This is a genomic window from Bradyrhizobium sp., assembly GCF_035484855.1.
Lineage (GTDB): Bacteria > Pseudomonadota > Alphaproteobacteria > Rhizobiales > Xanthobacteraceae > Bradyrhizobium.
In genome coordinates this window covers 1-16484 of the sequence record NZ_DATHOP010000248.1, presented here as the reverse complement: position 1 = coordinate 16484, position 16484 = coordinate 1, and the positions used below count along the sequence as shown (strand labels likewise).

The window sequence follows — 16484 nt, the reverse complement described above, 5'->3', positions numbered from 1 at the left end:
AAATAGAAACTTTCGGCATTGCTAAAATAAAGCCCGGAGACCGACGAGCCCGGCCACATCGCATAGCTTTCGGTGAGCTTCACGCCGGCGGTGTTCTCGGCGTCGAGCAGAGTGAACAGCGTCGCCTTCTCGGTGTGATCGGGCTGCGCGGGATAGCCGGGCGCGGGGCGGATGCCTTTGTACTGCTCGAGAATGAGCTGATCCGGCGACAGTGTCTCGTCCGGCGCGTAGCCCCAGAATTCCCGGCGCACGCGGGCATGCATCCGCTCGGCAAAGGCTTCCGCCAGCCGATCGGCGAGTGCCTTGCACAGGATCGAGGAGTAATCGTCATTGGCATTCTTGAAGCGGTCGGCGATCACGTCCTCGCCGATCCCCGCAGTGACCACGAAGGCGCCGATATAGTCAGGCACACCGCTCGCAACGGGGGCGATGAAATCCGACAGCGCCGCATTGAAACGGCCTTCGCGTTTTTCCAGTTGCTGGCGCAGCGTGTGGAACGCCGCAATTTGCTTCGTGCGGGTGTCGTCGGCATAGACGACGATGTCGTCGCCTTGCGCATTGGCCGGCCAGAAGCCGACCGTCGCCTGCGCCTTGAACCAGTTTTCCTTGACGATCAGGTCGAGCATCTTGCGGGCGTCGTCATACAGCGAGCGCGCGACTTCGCCGACCTTGGGGTCGTCGAGGATCGCGGGATAGCGCCCGGTCAGCTCCCAGGTCTGGAAGAACGGCGTCCAGTCGATGTAGTTTGCCAACTCGGCGAGATCGTAATCCCGGAACGACTTGATGCCGAGGAACGCCGGCTGCTTCGGCGGCGTTTTAGCAAAATCGATCGTCATCGCGTTGGCGCGGGCATCGGCCAGCTTCAGCCGCTTCTTGTCCGCCTGCGCCCGGAAATGCGCCGCGGAGATTTTGGCGTAATCGGCGCGCACTTCCGCCGCATAGGCCTCGCGCCTATCCAGCGACATCAGCGAGGAGGCGACGCCGACGGCGCGGCTGGCGTCATTGACATGCACCACCGGCCCGCCGCGGTAGTTCGGGTCGATCTTGACCGCGGTATGGACGCGGCTGGTGGTGGCGCCGCCGATCAAGAGCGGCAGCTTCAGGCCCTGGCGTTCCAGTTCACCAGCAAGGAAACCCATCTCGTCGAGCGAAGGCGTGATCAGGCCGGACAGCCCGATGATGTCGGCGCCTTCGCTCTTGGCGGTCTCGATGATTTTCGCCGCCGGCACCATGACGCCGAGGTCGATCACTTCGAAATTGTTACATTGCAGCACGATGCCGACGATGTTCTTGCCGATGTCGTGGACGTCGCCCTTGACGGTGGCGAGCACGATCTTGCCGGCGGAGTTGCGACCGTCGCCGACAATGCCGTTGGCCTTGTTGCGCGCCTTCTCTTCTTCCATGAACGGCATCAGATAGGCCACCGCCTGCTTCATGACGCGCGCGGATTTTACAACTTGCGGCAAAAACATCTTGCCGTCGCCGAAGAGATCGCCGACCACGTTCATGCCGGCCATCAGCGGGCCTTCGATGACGTTGAGCGGACGCTCGGCGACCGCGCGCGCGGCTTCGGTGTCGGCCTCGATATATTCGGTGATGCCGTGCACCAGCGCGTGGGACAGCCGCTTGTCGACCGGCCATTCGCGCCAGGCCAGGTCCTGTTCCTTGGTCTGCTTCTCCTTGCCGCGGAATTTTTCGGCCAGTTGCAGCAGCCGCTCGGAGGCGCCGGGGTCGCGGTTGAGGATGACGTCTTCGCAAGTTTGGCGCAGTTCGGGATCGATGTCGTCATAGACGATCATCTGACCGGCGTTGACGATGCCCATATCCATGCCGGCCTTGATGGCGTGATACAGGAACACCGAATGCATGGCCTCGCGCACCGGCTCATTGCCGCGGAACGAGAACGACAGGTTGGAGACGCCGCCGGAGATATGGGCGTGCGGCAGATTTTGGCGGATCCAGCGGGTCGCCTCGATGAAATCGACACCGTAATTGTTGTGCTCCTCAAGCCCGGTGGCGATCGCAAAAATATTGGGATCGAAGATGATGTCTTCCGGCGGGAAGTCGAGTTGCCCGACCAGAATGTCGTAGGCGCGCTTGCAGATTTCGGTCTTGCGCGCGAACGTGTCGGCCTGGCCGACCTCGTCGAACGCCATCACCACCACGGCCGCGCCCTGGCGCCGCGCGATCTTCGCCTCGTGGATGAATTTCTCCTCGCCTTCCTTCATCGAGATCGAGTTCACAACCGGCTTGCCCTGCACGCATTTCAGGCCGGCTTCGATCACCGCGAATTTCGAGGAATCCACCATCACGGGAACGCGGGCGATGTCGGGCTCGGCGGCGACGAGGTTGAGGAAGGTCACCATCGCTCCTTGCGAGTCGAGCAGGCCTTCGTCCATGTTGACGTCGATGATCTGCGCGCCGTTCTCGACCTGGTCGCGCGCCACCTGCAACGCGGCGGTGTAGTCGCCGGCGGTGATCAGTTTTCTGAATTTGGCGGAGCCGGTGACATTGGTGCGCTCGCCGACGTTCACAAACGGGATTGCGGGCGTCAGTTCGAACGGCTCCAGCCCTGAGAGCCGCAGCCGCGGTTCGATCACGGGTACCACGCGCGGCCGGTGCGGCGCGACGGCGGCGGCAATGGCGGAGACATGGTCTGGCGTGGTGCCGCAGCAGCCGCCGACGATGTTGACGAGACCGGCGGAGGCAAACTCGCCGATCAGCCGCGCCATGTATTCCGGGCTCTCGTCATACGCGCCGAATTCGTTGGGCAGTCCGGCGTTCGGATACGCGCAGACCAGCGTGTCGGCGACGCGGCCGATATCGGCGATATGGGCGCGCAGATCCTCGGCGCCGAGCGCGCAGTTGAAGCCGATCGTGACCGGCCTGGCGTGGCGCACCGAATTCCAGAACGCCTCGGGGAGTTGCCCCGACAGCAGCCGGCCGGATTTGTCGGTGATGGTACCCGAGATCATGACCGGCACGTCGATGCCGCGTTGTTCGGTGATTTCGGCGATCGCGTAGAGCGCCGCCTTGGCGTTCAGCGTGTCGAAGATGGTTTCGACCAGCAGCAAGTCGACGCCGCCGTCCAGCAGTCCCTTGATCTGCTCGCCATAGGCCGCGCGCAGATCGTCGAAGGTGACGGCACGGAAGCCGGGGTTCGATACATCGGGCGAGATCGAGGCGGTGCGGTTGGTAGGTCCGATGGCGCCTGCAACGAAGCGTGCCTTGCCGTCCTCGGCCGTGACGCGTGTGGCAGCGGCGCGCGCGAGTTTCGCGCCTTCGAGGTTGAGCTCATAGGCAAAGCCCGAGAGGTCGTAATCGGCCTGCGCGATCGAGGTCGAGGAAAAGGTGTTGGTGGCGACGATGTCGGTGCCCGCGCGCAGATATTCGGCGTGGATGTCCTCGATCGCTCTCGGCTGGGTGAGGATCAGCAAATCGTTGTTGCCGCGCAAGTCGCGGTGAAAATCCTTGAAGCGCGCGCCCCGAAACGCGGCCTCGTCATAGTCGAGTCCCTGGATCATGGTGCCCATGGCGCCGTCGAGCACCAGGATGCGCTCGCGGGCGGCGGCGAGCAGGGCGGTTCGCTTGGGAGAGACGGGCACGGTCATTCGGTCAGGCGGCTTTCTGTGTGCCCCTGGGGCGGATGCCGAGCAGATGGCTGATCGCGAACACGAGGTCCGCGCGGTTCATGGTGTAGAAGTGAAAGGTGTCGACGCCGTGCTTGGCCAGTTTCTGCACCTGGCCGGCCGCAACGGTCGCGGCCACCAGCTTGCGGGTGTCGGCATCGTCGTCGAGGCCGTCGAATTTTTGCGCAAGCCAGTCCGGCACGCTGGTGCCGGCGCGGGTGACGAAATTACGCGCCTGCTTGAAATTATGCATCGGCATGATGCCGGGCACGATCGGGATCGTAATGCCGCGGGCGCGGACGCGATCGAGGTAGCGGAAGTAGAGGTCGTTGTCGAAGAACACCTGGGTGATGGCGCGGGCCGCTCCGGCATCGACCTTGGCCGCGAGCATGTCGATGTCGGCATCGAAGTCGCGGCTTTCCGGATGCTTTTCCGGATAGGCGGAGACCGAGACCTCGATGTCGGGATATCGCTGCTTGATGCCGGCGACCAGATCGGCCGAGGTTTTATAGCCGTCGGGATGCGCGGCATAGGCGGTGCCGATGCCGCCGGCCGGATCGCCGCGCAGCGCCACGATGTGGCGGACGCCGATCTCATGGTAGCGGGCAACGATTTCGTCGATCTCGCCGCGCGCGGCGCCGACGCAGGTCAGATGCGCCGCCGGAACGAGATCAGTCTCCCTGAGCAGGCGGGCGATGGTGGAATGGGTGCGCTCCCGTGTCGATCCGCCGGCGCCATAGGTCACCGAGACGAAATTGGGCAAAAGCGGCGCCAGCCGCTTGATGGTTTCCCACAGGCTCCGTTCCATCTCCTCGGTCTTCGGCGGGAAGAACTCGAACGAGATCGCAGGCGATTTCAGCCCGGGGTGCACGTCAGGCGCAGGCGGCGTAACCTCGGTCATGGCAACCACGAACTCCGTTCGGATCTGGGGATGTCCAGCTCTAGCCTCAGAGCGCTAAAATAAGCCAAATGGAGTTACCCAAATAGCCCATCTTTGATGGGAAATTGCCCAATATATGAAAAAATACAGATATATTTATCCATATTTACGATTGTTGGGCAGATACTCCAAGGGCGGGTAGTCTCGTTTATGGTATTAGTTCATATACTTAGTGAGATTATGGAGGCCGCAGGACCATTAAATCTCAGATTCAAGGGTGGGAAATTCAAGATTTACAGCATGACGATCTATATCGGCCCACAATCAGCGCGGTGATCCCTCGCACCAAGGCGCGCCGGCGCGCGCCTGATCTGCGGCGGGGCCCTTTGTCTGCCCGAAACGGTGCACTAGCTTAAGCCGCATGATCCCGCTCTCGATCCTCGACCTCTCCGTCGTCACCACAGGCACAAAGCCCGCTGCGGCGCTGCGCAACAGCATCGACCTGGCGCGCCATGCCGACGCGCTCGGCTATGTCCGCTATTGGCTGGCCGAACACCACAACCTCGCCTCCGTCGCCAGTCCCGCGCCCGACCTCATGATCGGGCAGATCGCCGCGGTGACCAAGAACATCCGGGTCGGATCCGGCGGGGTGATGCTGCCCAACCATGCGCCGCTGATGGTGGCCGAGCGCTTCAAGATGCTGGAGGCGCTGTTTCCCGGCCGCATCGATCTGGGCCTGGGCCGCGCGCCCGGCACCGACGGCGCCACGGCGTATGCGCTGCGCAGCCGGCTCGATCGCCGCGAGGGCGACGATTTCCTCGAGCGGCTGCATGAATTGATCCTGTGGGAGACCCGCGATTTTCCGCCGAACCATCCCTACAACAAGGTGGTGGCGATGCCCGACGACTCGCCGCTGCCGCCGATCTGGCTGCTCGGCTCCAGCGACTACTCGTCCGAACTCGCCGCGCAAGTCGGTATGGGCTTTGCCTTTGCGCATCATTTTGCCTCCTATGATGCGATCGAGGCGCTGACCAATTACCGCGCGCATTTCAAGCCGTCGGCCTGGCGCGCGACGCCGCATGGCATTCTGGCGGTCGCGGCGATCGCGGCGGAGACGGACGCGGAGGCGGAGCGGCTCGCGTCCTCGATGGATCTCAATCGTTTGCGCCGGGACCGCGGCCAATACCTGCCGCTGCCGAGCGTGGAGGAAGCACTGGCCTATCCTTACACGGACTCGGAGCGTGCCGCGCTCGTGCGCAACCGTTCGCGGCTGTTCGTCGGCAGCCCGGCCACCGTGCTGCAAAAGCTGCAGCCGATGATTTCGGCGAGCGAGGCGGATGAGCTGATGATCATCACCGCGGTCTACGACCACGAAGCGCGGAAGAAATCGTACACGCTGCTGGCGGATGCGTTCGGGTTGGGCAAGAAGGCGGCGGCGTAACGCTCGATTTAGCCCGTCATTTCGGGGCGATGCGAAGCATCGAACCCGGAATCTCGAGATTCCGGGTTCAGCCCTGCGGGCTGCCCCGGAACGACGGGCTTATCACTCCGCCTTCTCGCTGAACGTCGCCCGAAACGGATGCCCGGGATAGACCCCGACGATGCGAAACTCGCGGGAGAAGAATTGCAGTTCCTCGAGCGCGAAGGCAAGTCCCCGTTCCTCGGGATGGCCGTCGACGTCGGCATAGAATTGGGTCGCAAAGAAATTGCCGTCGACCATGTAGCTTTCCAGCTTGGTCATGTTGACGCCGTTGGTGGCAAAGCCGCCCATCGCCTTGTAGAGCGCGGCCGGCAAATTGCGCACCCGGAATACAAAAGTGGTGACCAGCGGCCCCGAGCCCTGTTCGGCCCACTTCGCCTCGCGCGCCAGCACCACGAAGCGGGTGGTGTTGTGGGTTTCGTCCTCGACATCCTCGGCCAGCACGTCGAGGCCGTAGATGTCGGCGGCGAGTTTCGATGCAATCGCCGCACTCGCCTTGTCGCCGCGTTCGGCGATCAGGCGCGCAGCACCCGCGGTATCGCCTGAGACGATCGGCTTGATGCCGAGCTTGCGGATGATGCGGCGGCATTGCCCGAGCGCATGGACGTGGCTTTCCACCGTCCTGACGTCGGTGAGCTTGGCGCCGCGCGGCGCCATCAGCTGGTGATGGATCGGCAGAAAATATTCGCCGACGATGAACAGGCCGGATTGCGGCAGCAAATGATGGATGTCGGCGACGCGGCCGGCCACCGAATTCTCGATTGGGATCATGCCAAGATCGGCTTCGCCCGAGGAGATCGCGGCCAGCGCGTCCTCGAAGGTCGGGCAGGGCAGCGGCTCGGCGCCCGGATAGGCTTCGACGATGGCGATATGGGAATTGGCGCCCGGCTCGCCTTGGAAGGCAATTTTTAGATTTTTTGTCATGGGCGCCTTGTATCAGCCGCTCAGGCTTTTGCCAGTATCAGGCGGGTGGTTTCAAGATCGGCCGGCGTGTCGACGCCGCGCGGCACCGTGTCGACGATGGTGATGTCGATGCGCATGCCAGCCTCCATGGCGCGCAGCTGCTCGAGCTTTTCCTGCAATTCCAAGGGCGAGGGCGGCAGCGTCACAAAGCGCTCCAGCGCCCGCCGGCGATACGCATAGAGGCCGATATGGTGGTAGCGCGGCCCGTTGCCGTAGGGCGCGGTGGCGCGGGTGAAGTAGAGTGCGCGCATCCGCCGCTCCCCGATCGGCGAGCCGACCGCCTTCACCACGTTCGGGTTCAGGCTTTCTTCCTCGGTATGGATTTCGGCGGCCAGGGTGGCGATATCGACCGCGGGGTCGGACAGCGGCGCCAGCACGTCGCGGATGTTATCAGGCGAAATGGTCGGAAAGTCGCCCTGCAGATTGACGACGATTTCGATATCGCCCCTAGGATCGAGCGCGCCGAGCGCCTCGTAGATGCGGTCCGATCCGGTGAGGTGGTCCGCCCGCGTCATGACGGCTTCCCCGCCATGGGATTTCACGACGGAAGCGATCTCGGGCGTGTCGGTGGCGACCGCCACGCGGCCGATATTGGCGGCCTCGGCGCGGCGCAGCACATGGACAATCATCGGCAGGCCGCCGAGATCCAACAGCGGCTTGCCGGGCAGCCGGGTGGCGGCCATGCGGGCGGGAATCAGCACCAAAGTGCGGGGTTCTGGCATCAGGTAACGGGTTGGACCCGGGTGATAAGAGGGCCGGAAATGATGGGGATGGGGCGAAAGCCGGCGCATTTATACGGGTTGCCAGAGCACGGGCAAACCGATATCTGATCGTGGCTCGGGGTGCGGTGCGAAAGCCTGATTCCTGATCTATCCGCGGCCGCTTCTCTCCGGCCTAAAGTCGACATTTCCGGCCTGGAGCCTGATCCGAAATGGACTCCTTCGAAATCAATAAAATTCTTGGCGCCATCCTGGGCACCTGCCTGGTTCTGCTGGTGACGAGCTTCACTGCGGACGCGCTGTTTTCCCCGGTGATGCCGGCGAAGCCGGGTTTCGAAATCGTCGCCAAGGAGGCGCCGGAAGCCGGCGCCAAGGAAGCCGCACCGGCGCCGGCAGTGCCGATAGAGAAGTTGCTGCAGACGGCGTCTGCCGAGAAGGGCGCCGCCGCGGCCAAGAAATGCCAGGCCTGCCATACCTTCGAAAAGGGCGGTCCGAACCGCGTCGGTCCGAATCTCTACGGCATCGTCGGCGACAAGCGCGGCGAGGACCGCGGCGGCTTCAACTTCTCGGCTGCGATGAAGGCCAAGGGCGGCACCTGGACCGATGAGGACCTCAACAAGTTCATCGACAGCCCCAAGGGTTTCATCCCCGGCACAGCGATGGGTTTTGCCGGCATCCAGAAGGACAGCGAGCGCGCCGACGTGATCGCCTACCTGCACACGCTTTCGGATAATCCGGTTCCGCTGCCGACGGCGTCGAAATAACGCCCCGGCGTCATCCTGTGAACCGCATGCTGCCAACGGCCGGCCAATGCCCGGCCGTTTCGCTATCGCAGCCCACGCAATCGGGACGTTTCGCCGCATCCGGGCCATTCACAACCCTGTATCATGAGGAAAAAGCAACGCAATCGGTCGAAACCTTGCCTTATATTGCGCATCTAAGGCGGTATCGGACGGCATCAGGATTCTCCACTTGGCAATTACCCGACGACACCTTCTGCGCAGCGGAGCCTTGGCCGCGGTCGCCCCGGCGCTGGGAGCCACCCCTCCGGGACTGAGTTCCGCCCGGGCGCAGACTTCCGGCGAACCGGCCTGGCGGCACGCGATGTCGATGTACGGCGACGCCAAATATCCGGCCGGCTTCAAGCATTTCGATTACGTCAATCCGAATGCGCCCAAAGGCGGTGTCGCGCGCCTGTTCGAACTCGGCACGTTCGACAACTTCAACATCGTGATCCAGGGATTGAAGGGCTCGATCGCCAGCGGTGCCAACCTGATCAATCAAACCTTGACGACCAGGTCGCTAGACGAGCCGTCGACGGCCTATGGACTATTGGCGGAAGCAGCGAGCTATCCTGACGATTCCTCCTACGTGATCTATCGATTGAACGCGGCAGCGCGCTGGCACGACAGCAAGCCGGTGACCCCCGACGACATCGTCTTCTCTTACGATGTTGTCAAGAAGAACAGTCCGCTGTACCGCGCCTACTACCGGCACATCGTCAAGTGCGAACAGGTCGGCGAGCGCGATGTCAGATTTTCGTTCGACGGGCCCGGCAACCGCGAACTTCCCTCGATCGCCGGTGAAGTTCCGGTGTTGCCGAAGCACTGGTGGGAAGGCACCGACGCGCAGGGGCGCAAACGGGACGTCACGGCGACGACGTTGGAGATTCCGCTGGGGTCTGCCGCCTATCGCATCAAGGAGTTTGTCGCAGGCCGCACGCTGGTGCTGGAGCGGGTCAAGGATTATTGGGGCAAGGATCTGCCGCACTCGATCGGTCAGGACAATTTCGACGAGCTTCGGTTTGAATTCTTTCGCGACGATACGGTGGCACGCGAAGCCTTCAAGGCGGATCAGCTCGACTGGTTTTCCGAGCGCAGCGGCAAGGAATGGTCGACCGCCTACGATTTTCCTGCCGCGCGCGAAAAGCGCGTCATCAAGGAAAAATTCACGGATGAGAGTTCAGGGCGGATGCAAGGGTTCGCGTTCAACCTGCGCCGGCCGCTGTTTGCCGATGTCAGGGTCCGTCGTGCCTTCAATTATGCCTATGATTGGGAGACGTCAGACCGGCTGCTCTCGAATGGTGAGTATCATCGTGACAGCAGCTATTTTGATGGCATCCCCGAATTGACGGCCGCTGGTCTCCCGGAAGGTCAGGAGTTGCAGATCCTCGAGACGGTGCGCGACAAGGTGCCTGCCGAGCTCTTCACGACGCCGTACAAGAATCCTGTCGGAGGCAATGAGGAGGCGTCTCGCAGCAATCTTCGTGAAGCCGCGCGCCTGCTCAAGGAGGCAGGGTTTGAAAATCGCGACCGTAAGCTGGTCGGTCCCGACGGCCAGCCCGTCAGCGTCGAATTCCTGACCCAGGACCCGGCTGACGAACGCAGCATCCTGTTCTACAAGCCGTCTTTGGAGCGGCTCGGCATCACCGTGAATATTCGCTCCGTCGACAGTGTCCAGTACGAGAATCGCCTGCGCAATTTCGACTTCGATATCACTACCTTTGTGTGGGCGCAGTCGCTTTCGCCGGGCAACGAGCAACGCGATTTCTTCGGCTCCGAGGCCGCCGATCGGCCCGGTGCGCGCAACCTTCCCGGCATCAAGAATCCCGCGGTCGACGCGTTGATCAACCGCATCATCTTCGCCAGGGATCGCGACGAACTGGTCGCGAGCTGCAAGGCGCTGGATCGGGTATTGCTCTGGAATTGCTACGTGGTCCCGCAATTCGCCGGCGGATTTGAACGCGACGCCCGCTGGGATCGGTTCAGTCGTCCCGAGCCTTTGCCGAAATACGCCGCTTCCGGCTTCCCGACCCTGTGGTGGTGGGATGCGGCCAAAGCCGCCAAGATCGGCGGCCGGACTTGAAGGAGTTTTTGCGCATGGCGCGCTTCTCCCGCCGGCACGTGCTCGGTCTCGGCGTTGGCGCGTTGAGCGCGCCGCTGCTGCGGCCGGCTCACGCCGCCGATGCCGGCCCCGAGACGCATGGGCTGTCGGTGTTCGGCGACCTCAAATACCCGGCCGACTTTCATCATTTCGACTACGTCAACGTCGACGCCCCGAAAGGCGGGGTGTTCTCGTTCCTGCCCTGGCTGCGGACGAATAATCAGTCGTTCCAGACCTTCAACTCGCTCAACGCCTTTATCCTGAAGGGCGAAGGCGCCCAGGGCATGGACATGACGTTCGCGACGCTGATGGTGCGCGCGAGCGACGAGCCCGACGCCATGTATGGCCTTGCCGCGAAATCGGTGCAGATTTCGGCCGACAAGCTGGTCTACCGTTTCACGATGCGGCCGGAAGCCGGATTTCACGACGGCTCGAAACTGACCGCGCATGACGCCGCCTTCTCGCTGACGACGCTGAAGACCAAGGGTCATCCCTTGATCCTGCAGCAGCTGCGCGACATGGTGAAGGCGGAAGCGCCCGACGAGGCGACGCTGATCGTCACCTTCGCCGAAAACCGCGCGCGCGACGTGCCGCTGTTTGTCGCGAGCCTGCCGATCTTCTCGCAGGCCTATTACGCGACGCGGCCGTTCGACGAATCCACGCTCGATACGCCCCTGGGCTCCGGGCCCTACAAGGTCGGCAAGTTCGAGGTCAATCGCTTCATCGAGTTCGAGCGCGTCAGGGATTGGTGGGGCGCGGATCTCCCGGTCTCCCGCGGCTTCTATAATTTCGACATTGTGCGCTACGAATTCTACCGTGATCGCGACGTCGCGTTCGAGGGTTTTACCGCGAAGAACTATTTGTTCCGCGAGGAGTTCACCGCGCGCGTCTGGGCAACGCGCTACGATTTCCCCGCCGCGATGGACGGCCGGGTCAAGCGCGAAGTATTGCCCGACGACACGCCGTCCGGCGCGCAGGGCTGGTTCATCAATATGCGCCGCGACAGGTTCAAGGATCCGCGCGTGCGCGAGGCGCTGATCCAGGCGTTCGATTTCGAATGGACCAACAAGACCATCATGTACGGCGCCTATGCGCGCACCGTATCTCCGTTCCAGAATTCCGATCTGATGGCAAGCGGGCCGCCGTCTCCGGAAGAACTTGCGCTGCTCGAGCCGTTTCGCGGCCATGTGCCGGACGAGGTGTTCGGCAACCCCTTCCTGCCGCCGGTGTCTGACGGGTCGGGACAGGACCGCACGCTGCTGCGCAAGGCGTCGCAATTGTTGCAGGATGCCGGGCTCGTTATCAAGGACAACAAGCGGGTGCTTCCGAACGGCGAGGTCTTCAGGATCGAGTTCCTGATCGACGAGCCGTCGATCGAACCCCACCACGGGCCCTATATCAAGAATCTGGCCACCCTCGGCATCGACGCCGCCATCCGGTTGGTCGACGCCGTGCAGTATCGCGCCCGGCTGGAAGATTTCGACTTCGACATGGCGATGTCGCGCTTTTCGATGTCGGCGACGCCGGGCGACGGCATGCGTCCGTACTTCTCGTCGCAGGCCGCCGCCACCAAGGGATCGTACAACATGGCGGGCATCGCCAATCCCGTCATCGACGCGCTGATCGAGAAGATCATCGGCGCCAACAACCGCGCCGATCTCACGGTCGCGTGCCGCGCCTTCGACCGGGTGTTCCGCGCCGGGCGCTACTGGGTGCCGCAGTGGTATCGCGCCACGCATCCGGTCGCCTATTGGGATGTGTTCGGGCATCCGGACAAGCTGCCGCATTACGGCCAGGGCGTCGGCGCGCCGGAGAACTGGTGGACCGATCCTGCCAAGGTCGCCCGGGCCGAGCAGGCGAAATAATTCATGAGCGCCTACATCGCCCGCCGGCTCCTGCTGATGTTCCCGACTTTGTTGGGCATCCTGTTCATATCCTTCGTCGTGGTGCAGTTCGCGCCGGGCGGCCCGGTGGAGCGCGTGATCGCGCAGCTATCGGGCGCCGACACCGGCGGCACCTCGCGGATTTCAGGCGGCAGCGGCGATTTCGGGCGACGCGGCCCGGTCGGCATCTCCTCCGGCGCCACGAACTCGAAGTATCGCGGCGCGCAAGGGCTGGACCCGGATTTCATCAAGAGCCTGGAAAAGCAATTCGGCTTCGACAAGCCGGCGCCGGAACGATTTCTGCTGATGGTATGGAATTTCGTGCGCTTCGATTTCGGCAAGAGCTATTTCCGCGATGTCAGCGTGCTGCAGCTGATCAAGGAGAAGCTGCCGGTCTCGATGTCGCTCGGGATCTGGATGACGCTGTTGAGCTATTTGATCTCGATCCCGCTTGGCATCCGCAAGGCTGTCATGGACGGCTCGGAGTTCGATACCTGGACCTCGGGGGTGATCATCGTGGGCTTTGCGATCCCGGGCTTTCTGTTTGCGATCCTTCTGATCATCCTGTTCGCCGGCGGATCGTTCCTGAACATCTTTCCGCTGCGCGGGCTGACCTCGGAAGGCTGGTCGCAATTTCCCTGGTACTGGAAAATCCTTGATTATTTCTGGCACATCACGCTGCCGCTGATCTCGATGGCGCTGGGGGCCTTCGCCACCACCACGCTGCTGACCAAGAACTCGTTCCTCGACGAGATCCGCAAGCAATATGTGATGACCGCGCGCGCCAAGGGCTGCAGCGAACGGCAGGTGCTCTACAATCACGTGTTCCGCAACGCCATGTTGATCGTGATCGCCGGTTTTCCCGGCGCGTTCATCCACGCCTTCTTTTCGGGTTCGCTGTTGATCGAGACCATCTTCTCGCTGGACGGGCTTGGCCTGCTCGGCTTCGAGAGCGTCCTGAACCGCGACTATCCGGTCGTGTTCGGGACGCTGTTCATCTATTCGCTAATCGGCCTCGTGGTGAACCTGATCTCCGACCTCACCTACATGTGGATCGATCCCAGGATCGATTTCGAGGCGCGAGAGGTCTGATGACGATCACTGCGCCGCCGCCGCCGCCGATCGAGGCCACCGTTCAGTCGCCGTTCGGCGAAACCGTGCCGATCACCCGCCACCGCTTCGAACCGTCGCCGCTCAACCGCCGCCGCTGGCAGAATTTCAAGTCGAACCGCCGCGGCTACTGGTCGTTCTGGATTTTCCTGATCCTGTTCTTCGTCTCGCTGTTCGCCGAACTGATCGCCAACGACCGCCCGTTCCTGATCAAGTTCGACGGCCATCTGTATTTTCCGGCGTTTGTCACCTATTCCGAGACCACCTTCGGCGGCGACTTCGAGACCGCCGCCGACTACCGCGATCCGTACTTGCAGAAGCTGATCAGGGACAAGGGAGGCAGCATCGTCTGGCCGCTGATCCGCTATTCCTACGACACCCACAATCTCGATCTGCCGACGCCGGCGCCGTCGAAGCCGACCTGGATGCTGACCGAAGCGGAATGCCGGGACGTGGTGGTGAAGAAGCACCTCAACAGCTGCCGCGATCTCGAATACAACTGGCTCGGCACCGACGACCAGGGCCGCGACGTGGTCGCGCGCCTGATCTACGGCTTCCGGATATCGGTGCTGTTTGGTCTCGCATTGACCTTCTTCTCCTCGATCATCGGCATCGCCGCCGGCGGCGTGCAGGGCTATTTCGGCGGCTGGCTCGATCTTGGCTTCCAGCGCTTCATCGAGATCTGGACCTCGATACCCTATCTGTACCTGCTGCTGATTATTTCCTCGGTGCTGCCGCCCGGCTTCTTCATCCTGCTCGGCATCCTGCTGCTGTTCTCCTGGGTATCGCTGGTGGGTCTGGTGCGCGCGGAATTCCTGCGCGGTCGCAATTTCGAATACATCATGGCGGCGCGCGCGCTCGGCGTCTCCAATGCGGTGATCATGTTTCGGCACTTGCTGCCGAACGCCATGGTCGCGACCATGACGTTCCTGCCGTTCATCGTGTCGAACTCGGTAATGACGCTGACGGCGCTCGACTTCCTGGGCTTCGGGCTGCCGCCCGGCTCGCCCTCGCTCGGCGAATTGCTGTCGCAGGGCAAGGCCAACGTGCAGGCGCCCTGGCTCGGCTTCACCGGCTTCTTCGCGGTCGCGATCATGCTGTCGCTTTTGATCTTCATCGGCGAGGCCGCGCGCGACGCCTTCGATCCGCGCAAGACATTCAGGTAGGCCGCCGATGGACGCCGTCAACCAGCCTTTGCTCGAAGTCCGCGATCTCTCGGTGGCGTTTCACCAGCCGAGCGGGATGTCGATGGCGGTCGATCACATCTCCTACGAGATCAAGCGTGGCGACTGCGTGGCGCTGGTTGGCGAATCCGGCTCCGGCAAATCCGTCAGCGCCTTGTCGATCCTGAAGCTGTTGCCCTATCCGACCGCCTCCCACCCCTCGGGAAGCATCCGCTTCAAGGGCCAGGAACTGCTCGGGCTGTCGGAGCGCGAGATCCGCGGCATCCGCGGCAACGACATCTCGATCATCTTCCAGGAGCCGATGACCTCGCTCAATCCGCTGCACACGATCGAATCGCAGATTGTCGAAATCCTGCAGCTGCACAGTCCGATGAACGGCACCAAAGCGCGGGCGCGGACGCTCGAACTGCTGACGCAGGTCGGCATTCCCGATCCCGCTTCCCGGCTCAGGAGCTATCCGCATCAATTGTCCGGCGGCCAGCGCCAGCGCGTCATGATCGCGATGGCGCTCGCCAACGAGCCGGATCTGTTGATCGCGGACGAACCGACCACCGCGCTCGACGTCACCGTGCAGGCGCAGATCCTGGCGCTGCTGGCTGAAATTCGCGCCCGCCTCGGCATGAGCCTGCTGTTCATCACCCATGACCTCGGCATCGTGCGCCGCATTGCGGATGTGGTCTGCGTCATGAACGGCGGCAAGATCGTCGAGCAGGGCCCGGTCGAGCAGGTGTTTACCGCGCCGAAGCATCCCTACACCAAGGCGTTGCTCGCGGCCGAACCAAAGCCCGATCCGGCGCCGCCGCGGCCGGAATCGCCTGTCGTGATGTCCGCCGACGACCTCAAGGTCTGGTTTCCGGTGAAGCGTGGCCTGCTGCGCTCGACCGTCGGCCATATCAAGGCGGTCGACGGCGTCACGCTGTCGGTGCGCAAGGGCGAGACGCTGGGGGTGGTCGGTGAATCCGGCTCCGGCAAGACCACGCTGGGGCTCGCGCTGTTGCGGCTGATCTCCTCCGATGGCCCGATCGTGTTTCTAGGCCACGATATTCAGGGTCTGCGCTTCAAGGAGATGCGGCCGTTCCGCCGCGACATGCAGATCGTGTTCCAGGATCCGTTCGGCGCGCTGAGCCCACGGATGTCGGTCGGCGACATCGTCGCCGAGGGATTGAGCGTGCATCAGCAATCGTTGTCGGCGGAAACGCGCGAGGCGCGGGTGATCAAGGCGCTGCGCGACGTCGGCATGGATCCGGCGACGCGATTCCGCTATCCGCATGAATTCTCCGGCGGCCAGCGCCAGCGCATCTCGATCGCGCGCGCGGTGGTGCTGGAGCCGAATTTCGTCGTGCTGGATGAGCCGACCAGCGCGCTCGATATGCTGTTTCAGGCGCAGATGGTCGATCTCCTGCGCGAGCTGCAGCGCAAGCGCGACCTGACCTATATGTTCATTTCGCACGATCTGCGCGTGGTCGCCTCGCTCGCCAGCCATTTGATCGTGATGCGACTCGGCAAGGTGGTGGAGGAGGGACCGGCTTCGGAGCTGTTCAAGAACCCGAAGACCGATTACACGCGCGCGCTGTTCGCCGCCGCGTTCCGGCTGGAAACCGCGGCGGGCGTTTAAAGCTCACACCCGCTTGACGGCTGCGATCTCGCTGCCCGCGGCCCTGATGCGCGCGACGGCGTCGCTGGTATTTTCGATTTTCGTGGCCATGTGATGCGCGTTGGCGTGCACGAGGGTGCCGGGGTCGCGCACGATCGC

Annotated in this window: 11 protein-coding genes and 1 pseudogene; 7 read left to right on the top strand and 5 right to left on the bottom strand. The window is 63.0% G+C overall.

Going from position 1 to position 16484, the window contains the following annotated elements:
* Positions 1-3611 (bottom strand): methionine synthase (gene metH, locus VK804_RS28880; RefSeq protein ID WP_325376588.1); only part of this gene is annotated, 3611 nt, incomplete at its 3' end.
* 4 nt (positions 3612-3615) lie between these two features.
* Complete coding sequence (gene metF, locus VK804_RS28875) at positions 3616-4530, bottom strand: methylenetetrahydrofolate reductase [NAD(P)H] (RefSeq protein ID WP_325376587.1); 915 nt, start codon at positions 4528-4530, stop codon at positions 3616-3618.
* A gap of 400 nt (positions 4531-4930) precedes the next feature.
* Here metF and VK804_RS28870 point away from each other — a divergent pair, with 400 nt between their 5' ends.
* Complete coding sequence (locus tag VK804_RS28870; protein WP_325376586.1) at positions 4931-5950, top strand: LLM class flavin-dependent oxidoreductase; 1020 nt, start codon at positions 4931-4933, stop codon at positions 5948-5950.
* 102 nt (positions 5951-6052) lie between these two features.
* On the opposite strand, the gene VK804_RS28865 is transcribed toward VK804_RS28870, so the two are convergent.
* Both VK804_RS28865 and VK804_RS28860 read right to left on the bottom strand, forming a co-directional pair.
* A complete protein-coding gene (locus VK804_RS28865) occupies positions 6053-6913 on the bottom strand; it encodes a prephenate dehydratase (protein WP_325376583.1) in 861 nt (286 codons plus the stop codon).
* A 20-nt stretch (positions 6914-6933) separates the two neighbouring features.
* A complete protein-coding gene (locus VK804_RS28860; protein ID WP_325376581.1) occupies positions 6934-7674 on the bottom strand; it encodes a 3-deoxy-manno-octulosonate cytidylyltransferase in 741 nt (246 codons plus the stop codon).
* A 209-nt stretch (positions 7675-7883) separates the two neighbouring features.
* Here VK804_RS28860 and VK804_RS28855 point away from each other — a divergent pair, with 209 nt between their 5' ends.
* The 6 genes from VK804_RS28855 to VK804_RS28830 all read left to right on the top strand — a co-directional run bounded on the left by VK804_RS28855 (position 7884) and on the right by VK804_RS28830 (position 16346).
* Positions 7884-8435 (top strand): cytochrome c family protein, encoded by a 552-nt coding sequence (locus VK804_RS28855; RefSeq protein ID WP_325376579.1) that lies wholly within the window; start codon positions 7884-7886, stop codon positions 8433-8435.
* Between the two features lie 208 nt (positions 8436-8643).
* Entirely contained in the window at positions 8644-10536 is a 1893-nt protein-coding gene (locus tag VK804_RS28850; RefSeq protein ID WP_325376577.1) for an extracellular solute-binding protein, read from the top strand.
* A 14-nt stretch (positions 10537-10550) separates the two neighbouring features.
* Positions 10551-12419, top strand: a complete 1869-nt coding sequence (locus VK804_RS28845; protein ID WP_325376575.1) for an extracellular solute-binding protein — start codon at positions 10551-10553, stop codon at positions 12417-12419.
* Between the two features lie 3 nt (positions 12420-12422).
* On the top strand, positions 12423-13529 hold the full coding sequence (locus VK804_RS28840) for a microcin C ABC transporter permease YejB (RefSeq protein WP_325376573.1): 1107 nt from the start codon (positions 12423-12425) through the stop codon (positions 13527-13529).
* A complete protein-coding gene (locus VK804_RS28835; RefSeq protein ID WP_325376571.1) occupies positions 13529-14713 on the top strand; it encodes an ABC transporter permease in 1185 nt (394 codons plus the stop codon). Before VK804_RS28840 ends, VK804_RS28835 begins: the two co-directional genes overlap by 1 nt.
* 7 nt (positions 14714-14720) lie before the next feature.
* Positions 14721-16346 carry an ABC transporter ATP-binding protein gene (locus VK804_RS28830; protein ID WP_325376569.1) on the top strand — a complete coding sequence of 542 codons (1626 nt, stop codon included), beginning with the start codon at positions 14721-14723 and terminating at the stop codon, positions 16344-16346.
* A gap of 3 nt (positions 16347-16349) precedes the next feature.
* On the opposite strand, the pseudogene VK804_RS28825 reads toward VK804_RS28830, so the two are convergent.
* Positions 16350-16484: pseudogene (locus VK804_RS28825) on the bottom strand (peptidase P60); the annotation flags it as partial.

Bases quoted from the DNA above. Each gene is read 5' to 3' on its own strand.
- metF (WP_325376587.1), bottom strand. From the start codon at position 4,530: ATGACCGAGGTTACGCCGCCTGCGCCTGACGTGCACCCCGGGCTGAAA.
- VK804_RS28870 (WP_325376586.1), top strand. From the start codon at position 4,931: ATGATCCCGCTCTCGATCCTCGACCTCTCCGTCGTCACCACAGGCACA.
- VK804_RS28865 (WP_325376583.1), bottom strand. From the start codon at position 6,913: ATGACAAAAAATCTAAAAATTGCCTTCCAAGGCGAGCCGGGCGCCAAT.
- VK804_RS28860 (WP_325376581.1), bottom strand. From the start codon at position 7,674: ATGCCAGAACCCCGCACTTTGGTGCTGATTCCCGCCCGCATGGCCGCC.
- VK804_RS28855 (WP_325376579.1), top strand. From the start codon at position 7,884: ATGGACTCCTTCGAAATCAATAAAATTCTTGGCGCCATCCTGGGCACC.
- VK804_RS28845 (WP_325376575.1), top strand. From the start codon at position 10,551: ATGGCGCGCTTCTCCCGCCGGCACGTGCTCGGTCTCGGCGTTGGCGCG.
- VK804_RS28840 (WP_325376573.1), top strand. From the start codon at position 12,423: ATGAGCGCCTACATCGCCCGCCGGCTCCTGCTGATGTTCCCGACTTTG.
- VK804_RS28835 (WP_325376571.1), top strand. From the start codon at position 13,529: ATGACGATCACTGCGCCGCCGCCGCCGCCGATCGAGGCCACCGTTCAG.
- VK804_RS28830 (WP_325376569.1), top strand. From the start codon at position 14,721: ATGGACGCCGTCAACCAGCCTTTGCTCGAAGTCCGCGATCTCTCGGTG.